The 17,394-nt window shown below is 67.2% G+C and carries 19 protein-coding genes, 1 other RNA gene and 1 pseudogene; 16 read left to right on the top strand and 5 right to left on the bottom strand.

Annotation, left to right across the window (positions count from 1 at the left end; translation table 11 throughout):
- Positions 1-3 precede the first annotated feature (3 nt).
- Positions 4-897 (top strand): toll/interleukin-1 receptor domain-containing protein, encoded by an 894-nt coding sequence (locus DWV08_RS07635; protein ID WP_115413248.1) that lies wholly within the window; start codon positions 4-6, stop codon positions 895-897.
- 21 nt (positions 898-918) lie between these two features.
- Complete coding sequence (locus DWV08_RS07630; protein WP_115413247.1) at positions 919-1,341, top strand: hypothetical protein; 423 nt, start codon at positions 919-921, stop codon at positions 1,339-1,341.
- A gap of 379 nt (positions 1,342-1,720) precedes the next feature.
- Here the strand turns inward: DWV08_RS07630 and DWV08_RS07625 are convergent, their stop codons facing one another.
- The 4 genes from DWV08_RS07625 to DWV08_RS17420 all read right to left on the bottom strand — a co-directional run bounded on the left by DWV08_RS07625 (position 1,721) and on the right by DWV08_RS17420 (position 4,983).
- Positions 1,721-3,460 (bottom strand): DNA primase family protein, encoded by a 1,740-nt coding sequence (locus tag DWV08_RS07625; RefSeq protein WP_115413246.1) that lies wholly within the window; start codon positions 3,458-3,460, stop codon positions 1,721-1,723.
- Between the two features lie 184 nt (positions 3,461-3,644).
- The gene (locus tag DWV08_RS07620) at positions 3,645-3,953 is read right to left on the bottom strand and encodes a hypothetical protein (RefSeq protein ID WP_115413245.1); all 309 of its coding nucleotides are present in this window, start codon (positions 3,951-3,953) and stop codon (positions 3,645-3,647) included.
- A gap of 56 nt (positions 3,954-4,009) precedes the next feature.
- Positions 4,010-4,810: a hypothetical protein gene (locus DWV08_RS16715; RefSeq protein WP_127097509.1), complete on the bottom strand. Its 801-nt coding sequence runs from the start codon at positions 4,808-4,810 to the stop codon at positions 4,010-4,012.
- Positions 4,807-4,983: a helix-turn-helix transcriptional regulator gene (locus DWV08_RS17420; protein WP_115413244.1), complete on the bottom strand. Its 177-nt coding sequence runs from the start codon at positions 4,981-4,983 to the stop codon at positions 4,807-4,809. The genes DWV08_RS16715 and DWV08_RS17420 overlap by 4 nt, the downstream gene beginning before the upstream one ends.
- Before the next feature lie 253 nt (positions 4,984-5,236).
- Here DWV08_RS17420 and DWV08_RS07610 point away from each other — a divergent pair.
- From DWV08_RS07610 to smpB, 13 genes and pseudogenes are all read left to right on the top strand, one after another.
- Positions 5,237-6,016: pseudogene (locus DWV08_RS07610) on the top strand (TadA family conjugal transfer-associated ATPase); the annotation flags it as partial.
- Complete coding sequence (locus DWV08_RS07605) at positions 6,013-6,885, top strand: type II secretion system F family protein (RefSeq protein WP_115413243.1); 873 nt, start codon at positions 6,013-6,015, stop codon at positions 6,883-6,885. The pseudogene DWV08_RS07610 and the gene DWV08_RS07605, both read left to right, overlap by 4 nt.
- Entirely contained in the window at positions 6,882-7,826 is a 945-nt protein-coding gene (locus tag DWV08_RS07600; RefSeq protein WP_115413242.1) for a type II secretion system F family protein, read from the top strand. Before DWV08_RS07605 ends, DWV08_RS07600 begins: the two co-directional genes overlap by 4 nt.
- A 150-nt stretch (positions 7,827-7,976) precedes the next feature.
- Entirely contained in the window at positions 7,977-8,246 is a 270-nt protein-coding gene (locus tag DWV08_RS07595) for a hypothetical protein (RefSeq protein ID WP_115413241.1), read from the top strand.
- 8 nt (positions 8,247-8,254) lie between these two features.
- Positions 8,255-8,725: a TadE/TadG family type IV pilus assembly protein gene (locus tag DWV08_RS07590; RefSeq protein ID WP_241237431.1), complete on the top strand. Its 471-nt coding sequence runs from the start codon at positions 8,255-8,257 to the stop codon at positions 8,723-8,725.
- Positions 8,719-9,243 carry a hypothetical protein gene (locus DWV08_RS07585; RefSeq protein WP_241237432.1) on the top strand — a complete coding sequence of 175 codons (525 nt, stop codon included), beginning with the start codon at positions 8,719-8,721 and terminating at the stop codon, positions 9,241-9,243. Before DWV08_RS07590 ends, DWV08_RS07585 begins: the two co-directional genes overlap by 7 nt.
- Entirely contained in the window at positions 9,243-9,716 is a 474-nt protein-coding gene (locus DWV08_RS07580) for a pilus assembly protein TadG-related protein (RefSeq protein WP_115413240.1), read from the top strand. The genes DWV08_RS07585 and DWV08_RS07580 overlap by 1 nt, the downstream gene beginning before the upstream one ends.
- The gene (locus tag DWV08_RS07575; RefSeq protein WP_115413239.1) at positions 9,713-10,864 is read left to right on the top strand and encodes a glycerate kinase; all 1,152 of its coding nucleotides are present in this window, start codon (positions 9,713-9,715) and stop codon (positions 10,862-10,864) included. The genes DWV08_RS07580 and DWV08_RS07575 overlap by 4 nt, the downstream gene beginning before the upstream one ends.
- A gap of 82 nt (positions 10,865-10,946) precedes the next feature.
- On the top strand, positions 10,947-12,062 hold the full coding sequence (prfB, locus tag DWV08_RS07570; protein WP_115413238.1) for a peptide chain release factor 2: 1,116 nt from the start codon (positions 10,947-10,949) through the stop codon (positions 12,060-12,062).
- A 154-nt stretch (positions 12,063-12,216) separates the two neighbouring features.
- Complete coding sequence (gene ftsE / locus DWV08_RS07565) at positions 12,217-13,197, top strand: cell division ATP-binding protein FtsE (protein ID WP_115413237.1); 981 nt, start codon at positions 12,217-12,219, stop codon at positions 13,195-13,197.
- On the top strand, positions 13,194-14,111 hold the full coding sequence (gene ftsX, locus DWV08_RS07560; protein ID WP_115413236.1) for a permease-like cell division protein FtsX: 918 nt from the start codon (positions 13,194-13,196) through the stop codon (positions 14,109-14,111). The genes ftsE and ftsX overlap by 4 nt, the downstream gene beginning before the upstream one ends.
- Positions 14,112-14,113: 2 nt before the next feature.
- A complete protein-coding gene (locus DWV08_RS07555) occupies positions 14,114-15,427 on the top strand; it encodes a M23 family metallopeptidase (RefSeq protein WP_115413235.1) in 1,314 nt (437 codons plus the stop codon).
- A gap of 161 nt (positions 15,428-15,588) precedes the next feature.
- Entirely contained in the window at positions 15,589-16,095 is a 507-nt protein-coding gene (smpB, locus tag DWV08_RS07550; RefSeq protein ID WP_115413234.1) for an SsrA-binding protein SmpB, read from the top strand.
- Between the two features lie 100 nt (positions 16,096-16,195).
- On the opposite strand, the gene DWV08_RS07545 is transcribed toward smpB, so the two are convergent.
- Positions 16,196-16,768: a hypothetical protein gene (locus tag DWV08_RS07545; protein ID WP_162801524.1), complete on the bottom strand. Its 573-nt coding sequence runs from the start codon at positions 16,766-16,768 to the stop codon at positions 16,196-16,198.
- A gap of 212 nt (positions 16,769-16,980) precedes the next feature.
- Here DWV08_RS07545 and ssrA point away from each other — a divergent pair.
- Positions 16,981-17,351, top strand: a transfer-messenger RNA (tmRNA) gene (gene ssrA, locus DWV08_RS07540).
- Positions 17,352-17,394: the final 43 nt, after the last annotated feature.

Here is a 17,394-nt window from a genome sequence, read left to right as displayed (position 1 = left end):
GACATGGCACTTCCTCGCGCACAACGGATCGAGTACAAACGGTTCCTCGCTAACATCTCAGACCATCCAGACTGGAGCCTCCAAGACATACGCATACTCTTCGATGACTTTGGTCTTGACGTTGAGTACGACCCAGTCGGCAGACTGGACTACGTGGACGCACTTTCTCGGGTATCCGACGAAACGCTTGAAGAGATGTACAGAATAGCGACGGGCACACCCGAACAGGCACGTGAGATGGAGAAGTCCTCAGACGTCTGGCGTGACGGGCAGCTACGGCTTTTCATATCACACATCTCCACTGAAAAATCGTTCACAATGAAAGTATCTGAGGAGCTGCGCACGTACGGGATACATGGGTTTGTTGCCCATGAGCACCTCCCAACGGAGAAGAACTGGGGCGAGAGCCTCCAGGACGCACTTCGGTCAATGCATGCGTTCATCGCCTTTATTCATCCTGAGTTCGAGAAGAGCGTTTACTGTGCCCAAGAGGTGGGATGGGCGCTAGGGCGGAACGTGCCCTCACGCTTCCTCAGGTTTGGAGAGCTGCCGTCGGGATTCGCTGCACAGCTGCAGTCGCCGGACATGATCAAGAGCAGCACCAATCAATATGCAGTAGCAAAGAGTATCGTTGACTGGCTCGCTGGGCGAGAGGAGATCAGGGAACAGCTCTCCAGCGTTCTCTCGAAAGCGCTCATCAAGGCATACTCTTTCGATCATGCGGGCACAATTGCAGAGGCAATAGTTAAGTGCAGCAGTCTTTCCGCCCAGAGCATCGTTGATATCGGCGTTGCCCATGCCAAGAATAATCAAGTCTCTCAGTCCAATAGCGCTAACAGGGCGCTCAAAAAGTACTTTGATTCTCTGGGCGAGGGCTACCCTCCGGCCCCGTTCTGACAGGAAGTGAAGGGCGTACCTATGGATGTCGAACTTGAGCAGCTCACCGCCTACTGGGAGGCGCGCCCTTACCGGCCCGGGGTCAACCTGGGCTCCCTGGACGCTGACCTAGCAGAGGCTGAGGAGCGCAGAGCAGCTACAGAGAAGGTCTCCGAGGTGGAGGGCAAGCACTACTCCGCTCACCGTTCCCGGATCATGGCTCTCCAGAAGGCTGGGAGGCTCCAGGAGGCTCTAGAACTGACTGAGCGATGCATCGCAGCCTCCCGGCGTGAGAGTCGCGTACAGGGCGCTGTGGAGGCTCCATGGTTCACGGAGCGCGCCTCCATGCTCCTGAGCAAGCTTGGACGCTCCGAGGAAGCTAGGGGAGTGCTCCAGGAGTACGTCTCCAGGTACCCGGATGATCGATCCCCGAATAAAGTGCACGCGCGTCTAGAAAAAATCTGAGAAAATCTCCGACCCGGTTGGCCGCTGAGTGCTCCGGAGCCGCTCAGTTTCTAGGCCGCTCCGCACCCGTAGACCACTCCTCCGGGCTCCGGACCACTTCTAAACCACTTGCTCCAAGAGATGAGGTCCAACATCTCCGCAGCTAAAGCGTGATCTTCGAGGCTATGGACCACATGGACCACATGTTTGTGGGCATAGTGCGCTACATATAGAACAGAGCAATGCCTCTGATCGATCAAACGTAATCTTGACTATACGAACGAACTGGAAAACATGTGGTCCATGTGGTCCTAGGGGACGAATAGAGTACCTGACCTGCAATAGCAATGGACCACATCTATCCCGGAGAAGTGGTCTAGACGTGGTCCATATGGTCCACTCAGAACATGGAGAAAGTAGTTCCCTCCAACTTGAGTCCCAAGTAGACCCGGGGCCTAGCTCCGTTGGCGAGTTGAGTTCGGACATAGGAGCCCTCTCCAAGAATCTCCCGAAGCTTGGTGGAGAACTCCTGAGGAGCTGCTGGAGTCCGCCCCTCATCCTTGCACCAGGAGAGATACGCCTTGCGCGCCGCCTTGCCGGTGGTGTGCTCAGAGTCGTCCCCTGTGGAGACTTCATCGGAGGCAAGCCACTCCAGGACGGTGTCCTGGGAGCGCTGGTACGCGCTGTTGGCCTCCAGTACGGCTATCGGAGTGTGGAAACCCTCCGTGAGATATCGCTTAGCTGCTCTCATCCATCGTGCGAGGATCGCAGGTCCCTCCTGGGCGATGATCTGCTCTGCAAGGCCACCGATCCGCTCCCCACTCTTCTTGCCCTTAGGTGTGTGGAGTACTCTCATGCGCCGCCACACTCCCTCTTCGTTTGCGGGTACCCGGAGTTGATAGTTCGAGGTAAACCACAGGGTGTGAGTTGGTCTGTAAGTGACCGGATTCTCCCGCATGTAGCGGCCAGTAATTGGGTCCGCGCCTGTGGTTTTCTTGACCACGTCAGTAGCCATCTGCGCGTTCTCCGGTATCTCATCGGTGACGGCTAGGCGCTTTCCAAGGAACTGCATAAACTTCGTGTTGTGTTCATTGCGTCCGGAGGACATGAACAGCTCCGCTCCTACGTGGACTGCGTAACCGTCCTCCTCTGAGTTGAGTAGGCCCTGAGCAATGGTCATGAGAGTGCCCTTACCGCTCCCAGCCGCTCCCCAGAGGTAGTAGAACTGCTGCAAGTGCTGGTGCCCTAGGAGTGTGACCCCCATGTCCATATCGAAGTAGTCAACCATTTCCTGGTCACCCTGGAAAGCATCGCTTAGGAGCTTGTCGTAAAGCTCTGTGGAGGCCTTCTCGGAGAGGTCAGGTGCAACCGTAGTTATCTTCATGACGTTGTTTGTGTAGCTTGCCGGAGTGTGCTCCAGAGTGCGGAGGTTATAGAGACCACCAGGAGTATTAAGCTCCTCCGGGTTCTGGTCGAAGTGCTCCAGTAGAACGGAGAACTCCGGAGATGTTGTCATGTGGGTAACGAATCCCTTAGCTTCCTTTGGCTTAGCGAGGAGCTGCCTCCAGCGGCTAGCGTTCTTGAGAGCTACGTCTACCGGGTCAACTCCTATTTCCTTGATAACTTTCTTGACGGTGCCGTCCTCTTGCTCTTCGTCAACCCTTTTTCGCACGGGATCCAGGGTGATGTTCTTACGGAGTGCGCCACATATGAACTCCCAGATGTTGCGCTCACTGAAGGGGTTGTCTTCTTCTCCCTCACGCAGTGGAGGCTCAAACCATCGTGAGTGAATATCCTTTGCGAACTGCTTAACGTCCTCGTGGATATAGCCTTTTACATCCCATTCCCAGTGAGTGGAGGCCTTGATGCCTCTGGAGCTGTCATCCTTCGCGTGCCATACCATCCATTGTTTACGCTCCGGGGAGTAACGATACTTTCGGTGGTACTGTTCGATAAATTCCTCGTACAGGCTGTCCTGATAGTTGAGGAGCAGTTTCATTGAGAGGGCGCTGCCCTTTAATTCTTTAGGTCGAGGCTGGACGTAGTCGTCGAAGCTCTCTAGTTCCCGTGGGGGAGGGTTGAAGGTGTCGGGCTCGCTTGGAGCTGCTGGCACTTCTATTGATTCTTGCTGAATGGACATTAGATGTCTCCTTTGTTTGGTAAGGCTCCTCTCGGTAGCCTGATGTTGTTACTTGAATGGTAGTCAATTGTTCGGAGGCGTCAAAACCCTCCGAGTGCCAGTGAGTGATGTAGAAGGGGGCCGGGGAGACGAATCCCGACCCCCTTCTGCAAGTAACAGATCACCCAAACTAAGGCACTTAAGATTATATCAGAAAGGATTCCGCCAGGTTCCGTCCGGTAATATGCTCGAACTCCTCCACAATGTCGCGGGGGTCGGCGTATTCTTGGCCGTTCTCCTCGCACCACTTGAAGTAGCTCTTCATGACCTCAACGGTGCCTCTGGGTACTACCTCCAGGGACTCCAACCACTGGGAGACGTTCTCCCTAGGGCCTCCGCTCCTGGGGCGGCTCTGGAGCGCTATCCACTCGTCCAGCATCCAGGAGAAGATCGCGTCTCGCTCAGGTCCCTGGAGGATCGCCTGGAGCTGCCTGTCTGCGTCCGAGTACTCCACCGGAGCCCCGCACGCTGTCGCGTACCACGGATGCTCTGTACCGCACTCAGTGCATGTCATAGCGCCCCCTCAGTTGCGTGCTCCCGGCAAGCGGGCTGGATGTTCTCCAGGGAGTGAGAGCCTCCAGCGGCGGGGGAGAGGCTGTAGGAGAGTGCAGACCATAGCCGCGTGCAGCCCTCCGAGTAGCACTCACTGCCATGCTTGGAGACGAACTCCCGGACAGTGAACGGGCGGATGACTAGTTCCCGCTTAGCGCCCTCTGCGATGCTCCTGGAGTGCTGCTCTAGATACAGGTGGAGGTTATCCACCTTCCACGTCTCGGAGCGCTTAGAGTCGCCTCCTGGAATCTTCACGGAGGTTACCTCCTCGAAAGCTCTACGGGTGCACTCTAGACATTCCTTCTCTCGGGGAGCGATGGTTTTTTCGTGATCGCCTATGTAGGTCTTGCAGGTGCGGCATGGCATACTGCCCACGCGACTCTCGGAGGTGGAGACTGGAGTATCTAGGGGGAAAGCTTTCCAGTGTCCACGTCGTTCCTTCTCTAGAGCAGCGGCGCGCTGCTGGTTCTCGTACTTCTGTGCCCACCGTTCGGCCTGAGCTTTCTTGCTCTCTACTGCTGCACGCCTTTGTGTTACACCCTTCAACATCCGCTCTTTGTACGTTTCCAGGTCTAGGTTCTCGGAGGTTGGCATGTATCCATAGAGCCCCACATCTTTGAGCCAGGACCTCTGCTCGGCCATTACTTCCCTCACCTGGGGAGGTAGTCCGCGAAGCATGTTCCCGTAGTGCTCATCACGCATTTGCGGGCCTTCTGGAAAGATCTCCGCTAGCTCCTCGGGGGATAGTCGGTCACTCATGCTGCGCTCCCCTCTGATAGCCATGCCTCCAGGTCTTCAATCCGGTAGCGGATGCTCCCTGAGGGTGTGCGTGTGTACGCGGGTCCCTGGTCTTTGGCTCTCCATACTCGGAGCGTGCCCTCTCTGTATCCCAGGTATTGCGCCGCCTGGTCGGTCGATAGCCAATGAGTCATTGTCCTATCCTTTCGTTTGGTGATTATTGCGCTCGATTAACGAACGCTAACAATTCTATCACAGAATGCATCACAATGTCCACATAAGGGAATTGGGCAGAAATACTCGGGAGGTATTGAGGCGAGGGTTTGCGCTCTGGAATGCAGGAATGAGTGGAATACGTGCCTAATCGACTCGGGAAACGCTTGCCGGTAGGCTGAGGGTGTGCGCAGCCGTGGAACCTCCAGATGCATGGGTCTGTCATGCGCGCTGTTGACTCGCACCCACTGGGCGATCAACATCCGCAAGTTCGTCGCGAAGGCCCACGACCTGCAGGGGCTGGTGGCCCTCGGCGCGCTCACGCCACACGCCGCGGACTTCCTCGATGCGGCGATCGCCAGCGGGCTGAACGTGATCACCTCGGGGGCCACGGGCGCCGGGAAGACCACGTTCCTGCGCTGCCTCGCCCGCTCGATGGGCGCGCGGGAGCGGGTGGTGACGATCGAGGAGGTCTTCGAGCTGAATCTCGCCCTGCGGGACGTGGTCGCGATGCAGACCCGCCAGGCGAACCTTGAGGGCACCGGGGAGATCTCGATGCGGCGCCTGGTGAAGGAGGCGCTGCGGATGCGGCCCAGCCGCATCGTGGTGGGCGAGGTGCGCGAGGCCGAGAGTCTGGACATGCTGATCGCCCTGAACAGCGGCCTGCCGGGCCTCGCCTCGATTCATGCGAACTCCGCGCGGGATGCGGTGACGAAGCTGTGCACCCTGCCGCTGCTGGCCGGGGAGAATGTCTCCAGCCGGTTCGTGGTGCCCACGGTGGCCAGCGCCATCGATCTGGTGGTGCACCTGGAGATCGGTGCCGACGGGCGCCGCCGGGTGAGGGAGATCCTGGGGCTCAGCGGTCGTGTCGAGGACGAGGTGATCGAGACCTCCGAGCTGTTCACCCTGCGCGACGACCGGCTGGTGCGAGGGGACGGGCAGCCCCCGCACGCCGAGCGGTTCGCCCGCACCGGTCATGATCTCGCCGCTCTGCTGAGCGGGGCGGCGGCATGAGCGACGGCGCCTTCCTGGGGCTGATCGCCGGCCTGGGTCTGCTCTCGATCTGGTGGTCGCTGTGGGAGCAGGAGGAGACCCCGAGCGAGCGCGGGATGCTGGGCCGGCAGATGGACCGGCTGCGCGACGACCTCCTCAAGGTGGGGCTGGACTCGGTGCCGCCGGCGGCGGTGCCCGCGCTCAGCGCCGGACTCGGTCTCGTGGTGGCCGCCTCCCTGTGGGCGGTCTCCAGCGCAGTGGTGCCGTCCCTGACGATCGGGCTCGTCGCCTCGGCGCTGCCCGTGCTGGTGCTGCGTTCGGCGGCGCGCCGGCGCACCACGGCGATGCGCGAGGTGTGGCCGGAGGCGGTGGACCACATCAACTCCGCGATCCGCGCAGGCCTGTCCCTGCCCGAGGCGCTCGTGCAGCTCAGCCGCAACGGGCCCGAGGAGCTGCGCCCCGCCTTCGCCGAGTACGCCTTGGACTACCAGGCCAGCGGTGACTTCGCCTCGAGCCTGGACCGACTGAAGGCCCGGCTGGCCGATCCCGTCGGCGACCGGATCGTGGAGGCGCTGCGGATCACGCGGGACGTGGGCGGCACCGATCTCGGCTCGCTCCTGCGCACCCTCGCCGCGTTCCTCCGTGAGGACGCGCGCACCCGGGCCGAGCTCGAGGCGCGACAGTCCTGGACCGTCAACGCCGCGCGGCTCGCGCTCGCCGCCCCCTGGATCGTGCTCGCCCTGATGGCCACCCGCCCGCAGGCCGCCCAGGCGTACGACACCCCTGCCGGGCTGGTGCTGATCGTGGCGGGCGCGATCGCCTCCTTCCTCGCCTACCGGGTGATGCTGCTGATCGCACGGCTCCCCCAGGACGAGAGGGTGCTGCGATGACGGCCACCGGCTCGCTCCTCACCGGCGGGATCCTGGGGCTCCTCTTCGGCCTCGGGGCCTTCCTGGTCATCGGCCAGCTGCGGTGGCTGCGCCCGCGCGACCTCGGCGCTCGGATCGACCCCTACCTGCGTCGTTCGCGGTCCCGCTCCCTGTTCGCGGCCTCCCGGGAGAACAGTCGCGCCCGCCGGGTGGTCGAGAACCTGATGGGGCCGGTCGCCGTGCGGATCCTGGGCGTGCTCGAACGCCTCACCGGCGGGTCCGATCAGCTCGAGCGACGCCTGCGCCTGGCCGGCCGCCGCTCCTCCACCGACTCGTTCCGTGTCGAGCAGGTGGTGTTCGGCGCGGCCGGCCTGGTGCTCGGCGTGACCCTCGCGGCGATGGCGATCGCGTTGCGCGGCGCGAGCCCGCTCACGGGCCTGCTGATCGCGGCGCTGGGGGCCCTGCTCGGCGTGCTCCTGCGCGACTACCTGCTGGGCGTGGAGATCAAGCGCCGCGCCGCCCGGATGGCGCGCGAGTTCCCGACGGTGGCCGATCTGCTCGCCCTCGCCGTCGCCGCGGGGGAGAGCCCCATCGCTGCCATGGAGCGGGTGGCGCGCACCTCCTCCGGGGCGCTGCCGGACGAGTTCGCCGCGACCGTCGCCGACATCCGCTCCGGCACCAGCGTCGCCCAGGCGCTGGCCTCCCTCGGCGGCCGCACCCCGCTGGCCTCCCTGGGCCGGTTCGGGGAGGGCGTCTCCATCGCGATCGAGCGCGGCACCCCGCTCGCCGAGGTGCTGCGCGCCCAGGCCCAGGACGCCCGCGAGGAGTCCAAGCGGGAGCTCATGGAGACGGCCGGGCAGCGCGAGATCCTCATGCTCGTGCCGGTGGTGTTCTTCGTACTGCCCCTGGTGATCGTCTTCGCGATCTTCCCCGGACTCGCCGTGCTGGAGATCAGCCTGTGAGCCCGCCCACACCGGCCCCGCCGCCGCGCCCGGGCCGGACCGTGCACGACCCCTGACCGCCCACCGCCCACGACCATCCGACGACCACCCGCCCACGACCCCGCTCATCACGCCGGAGAACGCTCCGGATCCACGCCGAGGAGGCCTGACATGACCGTCCACCGCACTCGACTCCACCGCCGTCCCGGGCATCGCACCGCCGCGCCCGGCGCCGTCCCCTCCACGGAGGGCGGACGCGACCGGTCCCTCATGGCGCGGCTGCGCGCACGCTGGGACTCCGACCAGGGCGACGTGCCCGGCTGGGTGCTGATCACCCTGATGACCGCCGGCATCGTCGTCGCGCTGTGGGCGGTGGCCTCGGAACAGATCGTGCAGATCTTCAACAACGCGATGGCCCCGTTCCTCAACGGCAGCCTCTGACACGCACCGTGCAGGGCGGCCGAGGCCAGCTGGAGGCGCTGCGGGGGGACGAGGTCCCGCCCGCTGCGCGGGGCGCCCGCCACCGCGCGGGGGACAGGATCCGCCGTCGCCTGGCGGCGGAGGACGGCGCCGCCGTCGCGGAGTTCCCGATGGTCGCCGTGCTGATCATCATGAGCGCGCTGATGATCGTCCAGTCGGCGCTGATCGTGCACACCCGCAACACCCTGGTCGATGCGGCCGTGCAGGGAGCCCACCATGCCGCGCGCGCCGGCGCCTCCCCGCAGGACGGCGCCGCCCGCGCCGAGCACCTGATCGAGGAGCGCTTCGGCGACGGTCTCGGGGCGGAGGCCACCGCGGTGCAGGGCGAGGACGGCGTGATCCGCGTGCAGGTGAGCGCCACGCTCCCGCTGGTGGGTCTGCTCGGGCCCTCCGGGGCGATGTCCGTGCAGGGCAGGGCGATCGACGAGGAGGCATGGTGAGCGTGCGCCGCGACCAGCTCCTCGTCCTCCGCGGTGCGGAGCGTCCCGGGCCCCGACCCCGGGGCGTGAGCCCGAGGCCGCACCGCGCGGCAGCACGCCTTCGCGACGAGCAGGGCAATGCCCTGGTGGAGTTCGTGGTGCTCTCGGCGGCGCTGCTGATCCCCACCCTCTACCTCGTCCTCACCCTCGGGAACGTGCAGGCGGCCGTGTTCGCCGCGGACACGATCGCGCGGGACACCGCACGGATCCACGCCGTGGAGGCCGACCCGGGGACGGCCGCGGAGCGCTCCTCACGGCACGCCGCGATGATCCTGGAGGACCACGGGCTCGCCGCCGAGGACGTCGTCACCCTGCGCTGCAGCGAGGACCCCTGCGCGACGCCCGGGGGCACGGTCACCGCCCAGGTGCGGATCCCGGTCCCGGTGCCGGGGCTGGGCCCGATCCTCGGCGAGGGAGGGCCGGTCGCGGTGGGCTCCTCGCACGCGGTCCAGGTGGACCAGTACCGGGCGGGTCGCTGATGCGCGCCCCGCTCCGTGCCGCGCTGCACCGGCTGCGCCGTCGGCTCCGCGACGCCCGCGGCTCGATGAAGGTGCTCACCACGGGCGTGCTCGTGGTGATCCTGATGGTGGTCGCCGTCGGCGCCTCCATCACCGGGGTCCATCTGGAGCGCAACGGCCTCCAGTACGCGGCGGACAGCGCCGCGCTCGCCGCCTCCCAGGGCGTGGATCCCTCCCGCCTCTACACACCCGGCGGCGGCACCGTGATCGAGGCCGGGAACGCGCGGCAGATCGCCGAGGAGCACCTGCGCAGCTACCCGCACCGGACCACCAGGACGGAGGACATCGCCGTCTCCGACGTCGTGGTCGACCCCGACGGCACCGTCCACGTCCTGCTCACCGCCCGCACGAATCCGCCGCTTGTGGGATGGTTCACCCGCGGGACCGGCACGTCCGTCCCGCTCGCCGTCGAAGGAGAGGCCCGCGCACGATGACCACCCCCCGCACCGTCCTGCTCGCCCCGGACAAGTTTAAGGGAACCCTCAGCGCCGCCCAGGTGGTCGATGCGCTGCACCGCGGCCTCACGCAGAGCGCCCCCGAGGTGCAGGTGCTCGCCTGCCCGATCGCGGACGGCGGCGACGGCACGGTGGACGCCGCGCTCGCCGGCGGCTCCGCCGCGCACGCGGCCGAGGTCACCGGGCCCACGGGCGCGCCCCGCCCCGCCCGCTTCGCCCTCCAGGACGAGGTGGCGGTGCTCGAGCTCGCCGAGACCGTGGGGCTGCACGCCCTGCCCGGCGGGCGGCTCGCCGCGCACGAGGCCTCCACCCGCGGCCTGGGCGAGCTGATCCTCGCCGCCGTCGCCGCGGGGGCGCGGACGGTGGTGGTGGGCCTCGGGGGGAGCGCCTCCACCGACGCCGGAGCGGGCCTGCTCCAGGGGCTCGGCGCCCGACTCCTCGATGCACACGGCGAGGAGATCGGCCCCGGACTGGCCGGCCTCACCGCTCTCGCCTCGGCAGATCTCCGCCCCGCCCTCGACGCCCTGCAGGGTGTCGCGCTGGTCGCCGCGAACGACGTCACCAATCCGCTGCTCGGCCCCGAGGGCGCCGCCGCGGTGTACGGCCCGCAGAAGGGTCTGGCCGCCGAGGAGATCGCCGGCGCGGACGCCGCCCTCGCCGCCGCTGCCGAGATCCTCGATCCCGCAGGCGCGCACAGGGAACTGCCGGGGGCCGGGGCCGCGGGCGGCACCGGATTCGCGCTGTCCCTGCTCGGGGCGGAGCAGCGCTCCGGCGCGCAGGCCGTGTTCGCGCTGCTCGGTGTGGACGCGCTGCTCTCCCGCGCCGAGGCGGTGGTGACGGGGGAGGGCAAGCTCGACGCACAGACGCTGCACGGGAAGGGGCCCGCGGAGGTGGCGCGACGCGCCCGCGCGCGAGGCCTCCCGGTCGCCGCCGTGGCCGGGGCGATCACGCTCGAGACCGCTCAGCTGCGCGAGGCGGGCATCGCACGTGCCTGGGATCTCACCCACCGGGCCGGGACGGAGCGGGACCCCTTCACGCAGGGCGAGCAGCTGCTGGTCGAGGTGGGGGAGGAGCTGGGGCGCTGGCTGCGGGAGCCCCTCGAGAACGGCGCGGACACGGCCCCCTGACCGGCGCGTCGCGGGGACGCCACGGCGGGATGCAGGCCCGCGCAGGCCGGCGGCGCGCCCCTCTGCCGTAGACTCCCTGATCGTGGCTTCCATCGACTTCTCCGCAGAGATCCCCCAGCTCCGCTCCACCCTGTCCTCGATCGAGCAGGTGACCGACGTCGACGCCCTCGACGCGAAGATCGCGGACCTGGAGCAGCAGGCCTCCGCGCAGGACCTCTGGGACGACGTCGAGAACGCGCAGAAGGTGAGCGCCGCGCTGTCCCATGCGCAGGCCGAGCGGCGCCGCATCAGCGAGCTCGCCTCCCGCATCGAGGACCTCGAGGTGATGGTGGAGCTCGCCGCGGAGGAGGACGATGCCGATACCCTCGCCGAGGCCGAGCAGGAGCTCACCAGCATCCACAGGACCCTCGACGAGCTCGAGGTGCGCACCCTGCTCTCGGGCGAGTACGACGAGCGCGACGCGGTGGTGACCATCCGCGCCGGTGCCGGCGGCGTCGACGCCGCGGACTTCGCCGAGATGCTGATGCGCATGTACCTGCGCTGGGCGGAGCGGCACGGCTACTCCACCAAGGTGATGGACACCTCCTACGCCGAGGAGGCGGGGCTGAAGTCGGTGACCTTCGAGGTCTCCGCCCCCTTCGCCTACGGCACCCTCTCCGTGGAGGGCGGCACCCACCGCCTGGTGCGGATCAGCCCCTTCGACAACCAGGGCCGCCGCCAGACCTCCTTCGCCGCCGTCGAGGTGATCCCGCTGATCGAGTCCACCGACCACATCGAGATCCCCGAGAACGACCTGAAGATCGACGTGTTCCGCTCCTCCGGCCCCGGCGGACAGAGCGTGAACACCACCGACTCCGCCGTGCGCATGACCCACCTCCCCACCGGCACCGTGGTCTCGATGCAGGACGAGAAGTCCCAGATCCAGAACCGCGCCGCCGCGCTGCGAGTCATGCAGTCGCGCCTGCTGCTGCTGAAGAAGGCCGAGGAGGCCGCGGAGCGCAAGGAGCTCGCCGGCGACGTCAAGGCCTCCTGGGGGGACCAGATGCGCTCCTACGTGCTGAACCCGTACCAGATGGTGAAGGACCTGCGCACGGAGTACCAGGAGGGCAACCCCTCCTCGGTGTTCGACGGCGAGATCGACGAGTTCATCGACGCGGGCATCCGCTGGCGCGCCGAACAGGGCAAGGCCGACGGCTGACGGCCGGCGGGGACGCGCCGCCACGGCGCGGCTTGAGCGGACCCACGCACACTTGACCAGGTTTTGACCAGGACGCAGTCCACATGAGCATGGACTCCCGCGGGTGCGCCCCTACGCTGGGGGAGCACGTTTCCCCCAGACCGGACAGGCACCCGTGATCCGTTTCGACGACGTCACCAAGACGTACATGCGTGGACAGCGCCCCGCCGTGGAGAACCTCGACATCGAGTTCGCCCGCGGGGAGTTCGTGTTCCTCGTGGGCGCCTCCGGCTCGGGCAAGTCCACCCTGATGCGGATGGTGCTCAAGGAGGTCACCCCCACGCGCGGCACCGTGTACGTGGCCGGCAAGGACCTCTCCCGGATCCCGTCCTGGAAGGTGCCCTCGCTGCGCCGGGACATCGGCATGGTCTTCCAGGACTTCCGCCTGCTGCCCTCCAAGACCGCGTACCAGAACATCGAGTTCGCGCTCGCCGTGATCGGCACGCCGCGGAAGGTGGTGCGCCGCCTGGTGCCGGAGATGCTGGAGATGGTGGGCCTGGAGGACAAGGGCAAGCGGCTGCCGCACGAGCTCTCCGGCGGTGAGCAGCAGCGCGTCGCGATCGCCCGCGCCTACGTGAACCGTCCCTCGATCCTGCTGGCGGACGAGCCCACCGGCAACCTCGATCCGGCCACCGCCGAAGGGATCCTCGACCTGCTCGCCGAGATCAACGAGCGCGGCACCACGGTGGTGATGGCCACGCACGACCAGGCCGCCGTGGACCGCATGCAGCGCCGCGTGGTGGAGATGGTGGGCGGGCTCGTGGTGCGCGACGAGGCCGGCGGCACCTACGAGACCGCGACGCCCGTGAGCGTGATCTCCGGCCACCTGCCGGACGACTCCGCGCACCGCGACGAGCTTCCCCTGGAGGACGAGGCGCTCGCGGGCGGGCCGGAGCGGCCGGCCGCCGCGCAGACGTCGGCGCCGCGCTCCCCGGAGAGCTCCTCGCCCGAGGCGGCCGGCAGCACCGAGACCCCTGCCGAGGACGTCCTCGAGGAGGACCTGATCGACGAGCGCGAGGCACAGCAGACCCGCGAGGAGGACCTCTTCGTGGAGGACGAGGCGCACGCCGAGGACGTCCAGGGGGATCCGCGATGAGGGCCCGGTACATCCTGGGGGAGATCCTCACCGGACTGTGGCGCAACATCGCCATGGTGATCTCGGTGGTCATCGTCACCGCGGTGTCGCTGACCTTCGTGGGCACCGGCGCGCTGATGCAGAAGCAGATCATGGACATGAAGTCCACCCTCGTCGAGCAGTCCCAGGTGACGATCTTCCTGTGCTCCCCGCACTCCACCGCCGCCTCCTGCGCGGGCGGCGCGGCCACCGACGCGCAGATCGAATCGGTGCGCGAGGGACTCGAGGGGGAGGTGCTCTCCCCGTACATCGCCTCCTACACGGAGCGCTCGCAGGACGAGGCGCTCGAGATCTACCAGCAGCAGTTCGCGGGCGAGAGCTTCGTCTCGAACTTCACCGCGGAGGACATGCCGGTCTCCTTCCACATCACCCTCGAGGATGCCGACGACTCCGCCGCGGTGGTCGAGTTCTTCCAGGGCCGTGACGGCGTGGACGAGGTGACGGACCTGCTCAGCGCCTTCGCCCCCTTCATCGACGTGCTGAACCAGTCCACGATGTTCGCGCTCGGGCTGGCGGTGCTGATGCTGATCGCGGCGCTGCTGCTGGTGGCGACCACGATCCGCATGTCGGTCGCGGGGCGGCGCCGGGAGATCGCGATCATGCGCCTGGTGGGTGCATCCAACCTCTTCATCCGCCTGCCGTTCCTGCTCGAAGGCGCGGTGGCCGCGATCATCGGCGGCGTCATCGCCTCGGGCATGCTGTGGGTGGGCCTGCACTACATCGTGCAGGGCTGGCTCGCTCCCACGCTCGGCCAAGAGCTGATCACCGTGGGCACCGCGGATCTGGTGTGGGCCGCTCCGCTGCTGATCGCGCTCGGCGCCGTGCTGTCGATCGCCTCCTCCGTCGTCTCGCTGAACCGCTACCTGAAGGTGTGAGCATGTCCCAGAACATCCTGCGTCGCTCCCTGTGTGTGCTCGCGGCCGCCGCGATGGCCGTTCCCATGGCGGTGCTGCCGATGGGGCCGGCCCTGGCGGACGGCTCCAAGGAGGACAAGATCGCCGAGCGGGACGAGATCGACAACCAGCTCGAGGACCTCCGCATCGAGCTGGACGACGTCAGCTCGGACCTCGCCGACACCTACCTCGCCCTGGCCGAGACCGAGCTGCTGATCCCCCAGGCCCAGGCCGATCTGGAGGAAGCGCAGGCGGAGCTCGAGGAGGCGCGCGAGGAGGACCGGCTCACCGGGGAGCGCCTCACCGCGGCGCAGGAGGAGGAGGAGCGCCTCAGCGGCGAGGTCGAGGAGGGCCAGGTCGAGGTCGACCGCAGTGACGACGAGCTGGCCGCCGTCGCGCTGAACGCCTACAAGGGCGGCGGGCTGCCCAGCCCCTCCACCGTCTACCTCGGCAACGAGTCGCCGCAGGATGCGGTGGATCGCTCGATGAACTACCGCCTCACCATGGCCTCCCAGGGCGCGCGGCTGGACGAGCTGCGCACAGACCAGGCCGTCACCGAGAACTCCGCCGAGCGCCTCTCCGCGGTGCGGGAGGAGATCAAGGACCTCAAGATCGAGGCCGAGGAGGCGGTGGAGCGCACCGAGGAGGCGGAGCAGGAGGCCTCGGACGCGAAGCAGGCGCTCGACGACCTCTACGCGACCCAGCAGACCCAGCGCGACGACCTCGAGGCCAAGAAGGAGAAGTACGAGGGGGACGTCTCGGACCTCGAGAGCCGCAGCTCCACCCTCGACTCCGAGATCGAGGAGCTCGCCCGGCAGGAGCGGGAGCGGGAGGAGCAGGCCCGCCGCGAGCGGCAGCAGAGCCAGAACAGCGGCGGCTCCTCCAGCGGCGGCTCCTCGAGCAGCAGCGGCTGGGTCTACCCCGTCAACTCCCGGCTGAACTCGAACTTCGGCTGGCGCGTGCACCCGATCTACGGCACCCGCAAGCTGCACGCCGGGGTGGACTTCCCGGTGGCCTGCGGCACGCCGGTGGGCGCGGCCCACTCGGGCCGCGTGATCGCCCGCACCTACAACAGCGGCGCCGGCAACAAGATCATCCTCAGCCACGGCATCCAGAACGGGCACCTCATCACCACCTCCTACCACCACCTGCAGGGCTTCGCACTGCCGGTGGGCGCGCAGGTCTCCGCCGGCACCACGGTGGGCTACGTGGGCAACACCGGCGGTTCCACCGGCTGCCACCTCCACTTCGAGGTCCACGAGGACGGCAACGCCGTCAACCCCACCAACTACATCTGAGCCCTCCCGGCCTGCGCCGTCCACGCCGAGGATCCGCGCGGCGCGGGTCACGGCCGGCGGGTATTCGCTCGCGCCGTCCCCGGACCCGTCGTATGCTGGGACGTCGGGCCGCAGGAGCTGCCCGCAGGTGATGCCCGGCGACGATCGACAGGAGGGGTCCGATGGCGGCGAAGAAGGCGACGGCGAAGAAGGCCGACGCGCACGACGGCCCCCAGAAGAAGCTCATCGCGTCGAACAAGCGGGCGCGCCATGACTACTTCATCGACCAGACCTGGGAGGCCGGGATCGTCCTCACCGGCACCGAGGTGAAGTCCCTGCGCGACCGCGGAGCCTCCCTCATCGACGGGTACTGCTACGTGGACGCGGGCGAGGTGTGGATGGACAACGCACACATCGCCCCGTACGTGAAGGGCACCTGGACCAACCACGCCGCACGGCGCAAGCGCAAGCTCCTCATGCACAAGCACGAGATCGAGAAGCTCGCCAGCAAGTCCCGCGAGAAGGGCTTCACCATCGTGCCGCTGGAGATGTACTTCCTCGGCTCGCACGCGAAGGTCCTCATCGGTCTGGGCCGCGGCAAGAAGGAATGGGACAAGCGGCAGACCCTGCGGGAGAAGCAGGACATGCGCGAGGCGCAGCGCGCGATGCGCCAGCGCGAGCTCGCCTGACCGGTCACCGCCCTCCGCAGGGCTCCCGGCGCCCTCTACGCCGGCGCGCCCCCGACTCGCCGTGCGGCGCGGACGGCGTGCCCGGCCCCGCCGGTGCTCGTCAGGCGGTGAGGTCGCGTCTCTCGAGACGGGCGACGGTCTGCCGACTGGAGGCGAGCACGCTCTGCTCGGCCACGCCCAGGCGCTCCCTCATCAGCAGTGCCCGTCGGGCGTCCTCGAGCGCCGCGTCCCAGAGCCCGTGCGCGGACTCCTCGCGCTGCTCGTCACGGGCGGCGAGGGCGTGCTCGAAGCGGCACTTCGCCCGGTGCTGGAACACAGCGGCCAGCACCGAGAGCGAGGAGGGGGAGGTGGGATCCTCCAGGCCGGTCTCCTCCGCCGCGAGGTCGAACTGCTCCTCGGCGGGCACGAAGGCACCCTGCCACTGCAGCACGTGCGCGTAGCGGGTGCGGCGCACCGCGCGCATCACGGGGGAGAGCCCGGGGGCCTCGAGGGCGTCACGGCCCGCGATCGCCGCCTCGTCGAGGCGGCCCAGCATGCGCAGGTACGCGACGGTGCGCGGGTCCGTGGGGTTCTCGGCGCACCAGGCGGCCAGCGCGGCGGGGTCGGAGACCTCCTCGCGCAGGGTGTTGTCATCGATCCGCACCTGGGTGCCCGCCGCCTCGAAACCGTTCACCGCCCCATCGTCCCCGCGGGGCGGCGCCGCCGTCCAGCGGAGGGCGCTTCGCCGTGAGCTGAGGGATATTCGCTTCAGATCGTGCTCCGGCCGCGGTAGACTCGATCCACGACGTTCCGGGAAGCCGGGCGTCCGTGGGTGTTTGACAACCGAACAGTGAGTGCACGGGTGACCCGTCAGGGTCGCCGATGTCCATGCATGTACCCACGCCAGGGGCCGATCGGTTTCGACGGTAGTCGTCCAGCGGGGGGAAGCGGGCCGAGAAGCCAGAGTCATCTCGTTAATGTCCTCTGGAAACCAATAAGTGCCGAACCCAAGCGCACTGACTTCGCTCTCGCTGCCTGATCAGCGTTAGCAGTCTGGAACCCCGGGGGTGCTCCTGACCCGGATCGTTCCATCATCAAAGGAGCCACTGCTGCCGACCCTGGTCACCGGGGAAGGGTGAACACCTCAGAGTGACTGAGTCCGTCGACGACGTGTCCGTGGGATCGTCGGGACTGAGAAAACGCCAACACGGACTGCGCCCGGAGAAGCCCTCGCTCCACGCTATCGGACGCGGGTTCGATTCCCGCCGGCTCCACCGGTGCACTCACCACGAAAGGCCCCCTCACCTGCGCACACGCGCG

The sequence above is a fragment of the Brachybacterium saurashtrense genome (assembly GCF_003355475.1).
GTDB lineage: Bacteria > Actinomycetota > Actinomycetes > Actinomycetales > Dermabacteraceae > Brachybacterium > Brachybacterium saurashtrense.
This window is presented reverse-complemented; position numbering and strand designations above follow the sequence as displayed.

Coding starts and splice junctions, on each gene's coding strand:
- DWV08_RS07635 (WP_115413248.1), top strand. CDS start 4: ATGGCACTTCCTCGCGCACAACGGATCGAGTACAAACGGTTCCTCGCT.
- DWV08_RS07630 (WP_115413247.1), top strand. CDS start 919: ATGGATGTCGAACTTGAGCAGCTCACCGCCTACTGGGAGGCGCGCCCT.
- DWV08_RS07625 (WP_115413246.1), bottom strand. CDS start 3,460: ATGTCCATTCAGCAAGAATCAATAGAAGTGCCAGCAGCTCCAAGCGAG.
- DWV08_RS16715 (WP_127097509.1), bottom strand. CDS start 4,810: ATGAGTGACCGACTATCCCCCGAGGAGCTAGCGGAGATCTTTCCAGAA.
- DWV08_RS17420 (WP_115413244.1), bottom strand. CDS start 4,983: ATGACTCATTGGCTATCGACCGACCAGGCGGCGCAATACCTGGGATAC.
- DWV08_RS07605 (WP_115413243.1), top strand. CDS start 6,013: ATGAGCGACGGCGCCTTCCTGGGGCTGATCGCCGGCCTGGGTCTGCTC.
- DWV08_RS07600 (WP_115413242.1), top strand. CDS start 6,882: ATGACGGCCACCGGCTCGCTCCTCACCGGCGGGATCCTGGGGCTCCTC.
- DWV08_RS07595 (WP_115413241.1), top strand. CDS start 7,977: ATGACCGTCCACCGCACTCGACTCCACCGCCGTCCCGGGCATCGCACC.
- DWV08_RS07585 (WP_241237432.1), top strand. CDS start 8,719: ATGGTGAGCGTGCGCCGCGACCAGCTCCTCGTCCTCCGCGGTGCGGAG.
- DWV08_RS07580 (WP_115413240.1), top strand. CDS start 9,243: ATGCGCGCCCCGCTCCGTGCCGCGCTGCACCGGCTGCGCCGTCGGCTC.
- DWV08_RS07575 (WP_115413239.1), top strand. CDS start 9,713: ATGACCACCCCCCGCACCGTCCTGCTCGCCCCGGACAAGTTTAAGGGA.
- ftsX (WP_115413236.1), top strand. CDS start 13,194: ATGAGGGCCCGGTACATCCTGGGGGAGATCCTCACCGGACTGTGGCGC.
- DWV08_RS07555 (WP_115413235.1), top strand. CDS start 14,114: ATGTCCCAGAACATCCTGCGTCGCTCCCTGTGTGTGCTCGCGGCCGCC.
- smpB (WP_115413234.1), top strand. CDS start 15,589: ATGGCGGCGAAGAAGGCGACGGCGAAGAAGGCCGACGCGCACGACGGC.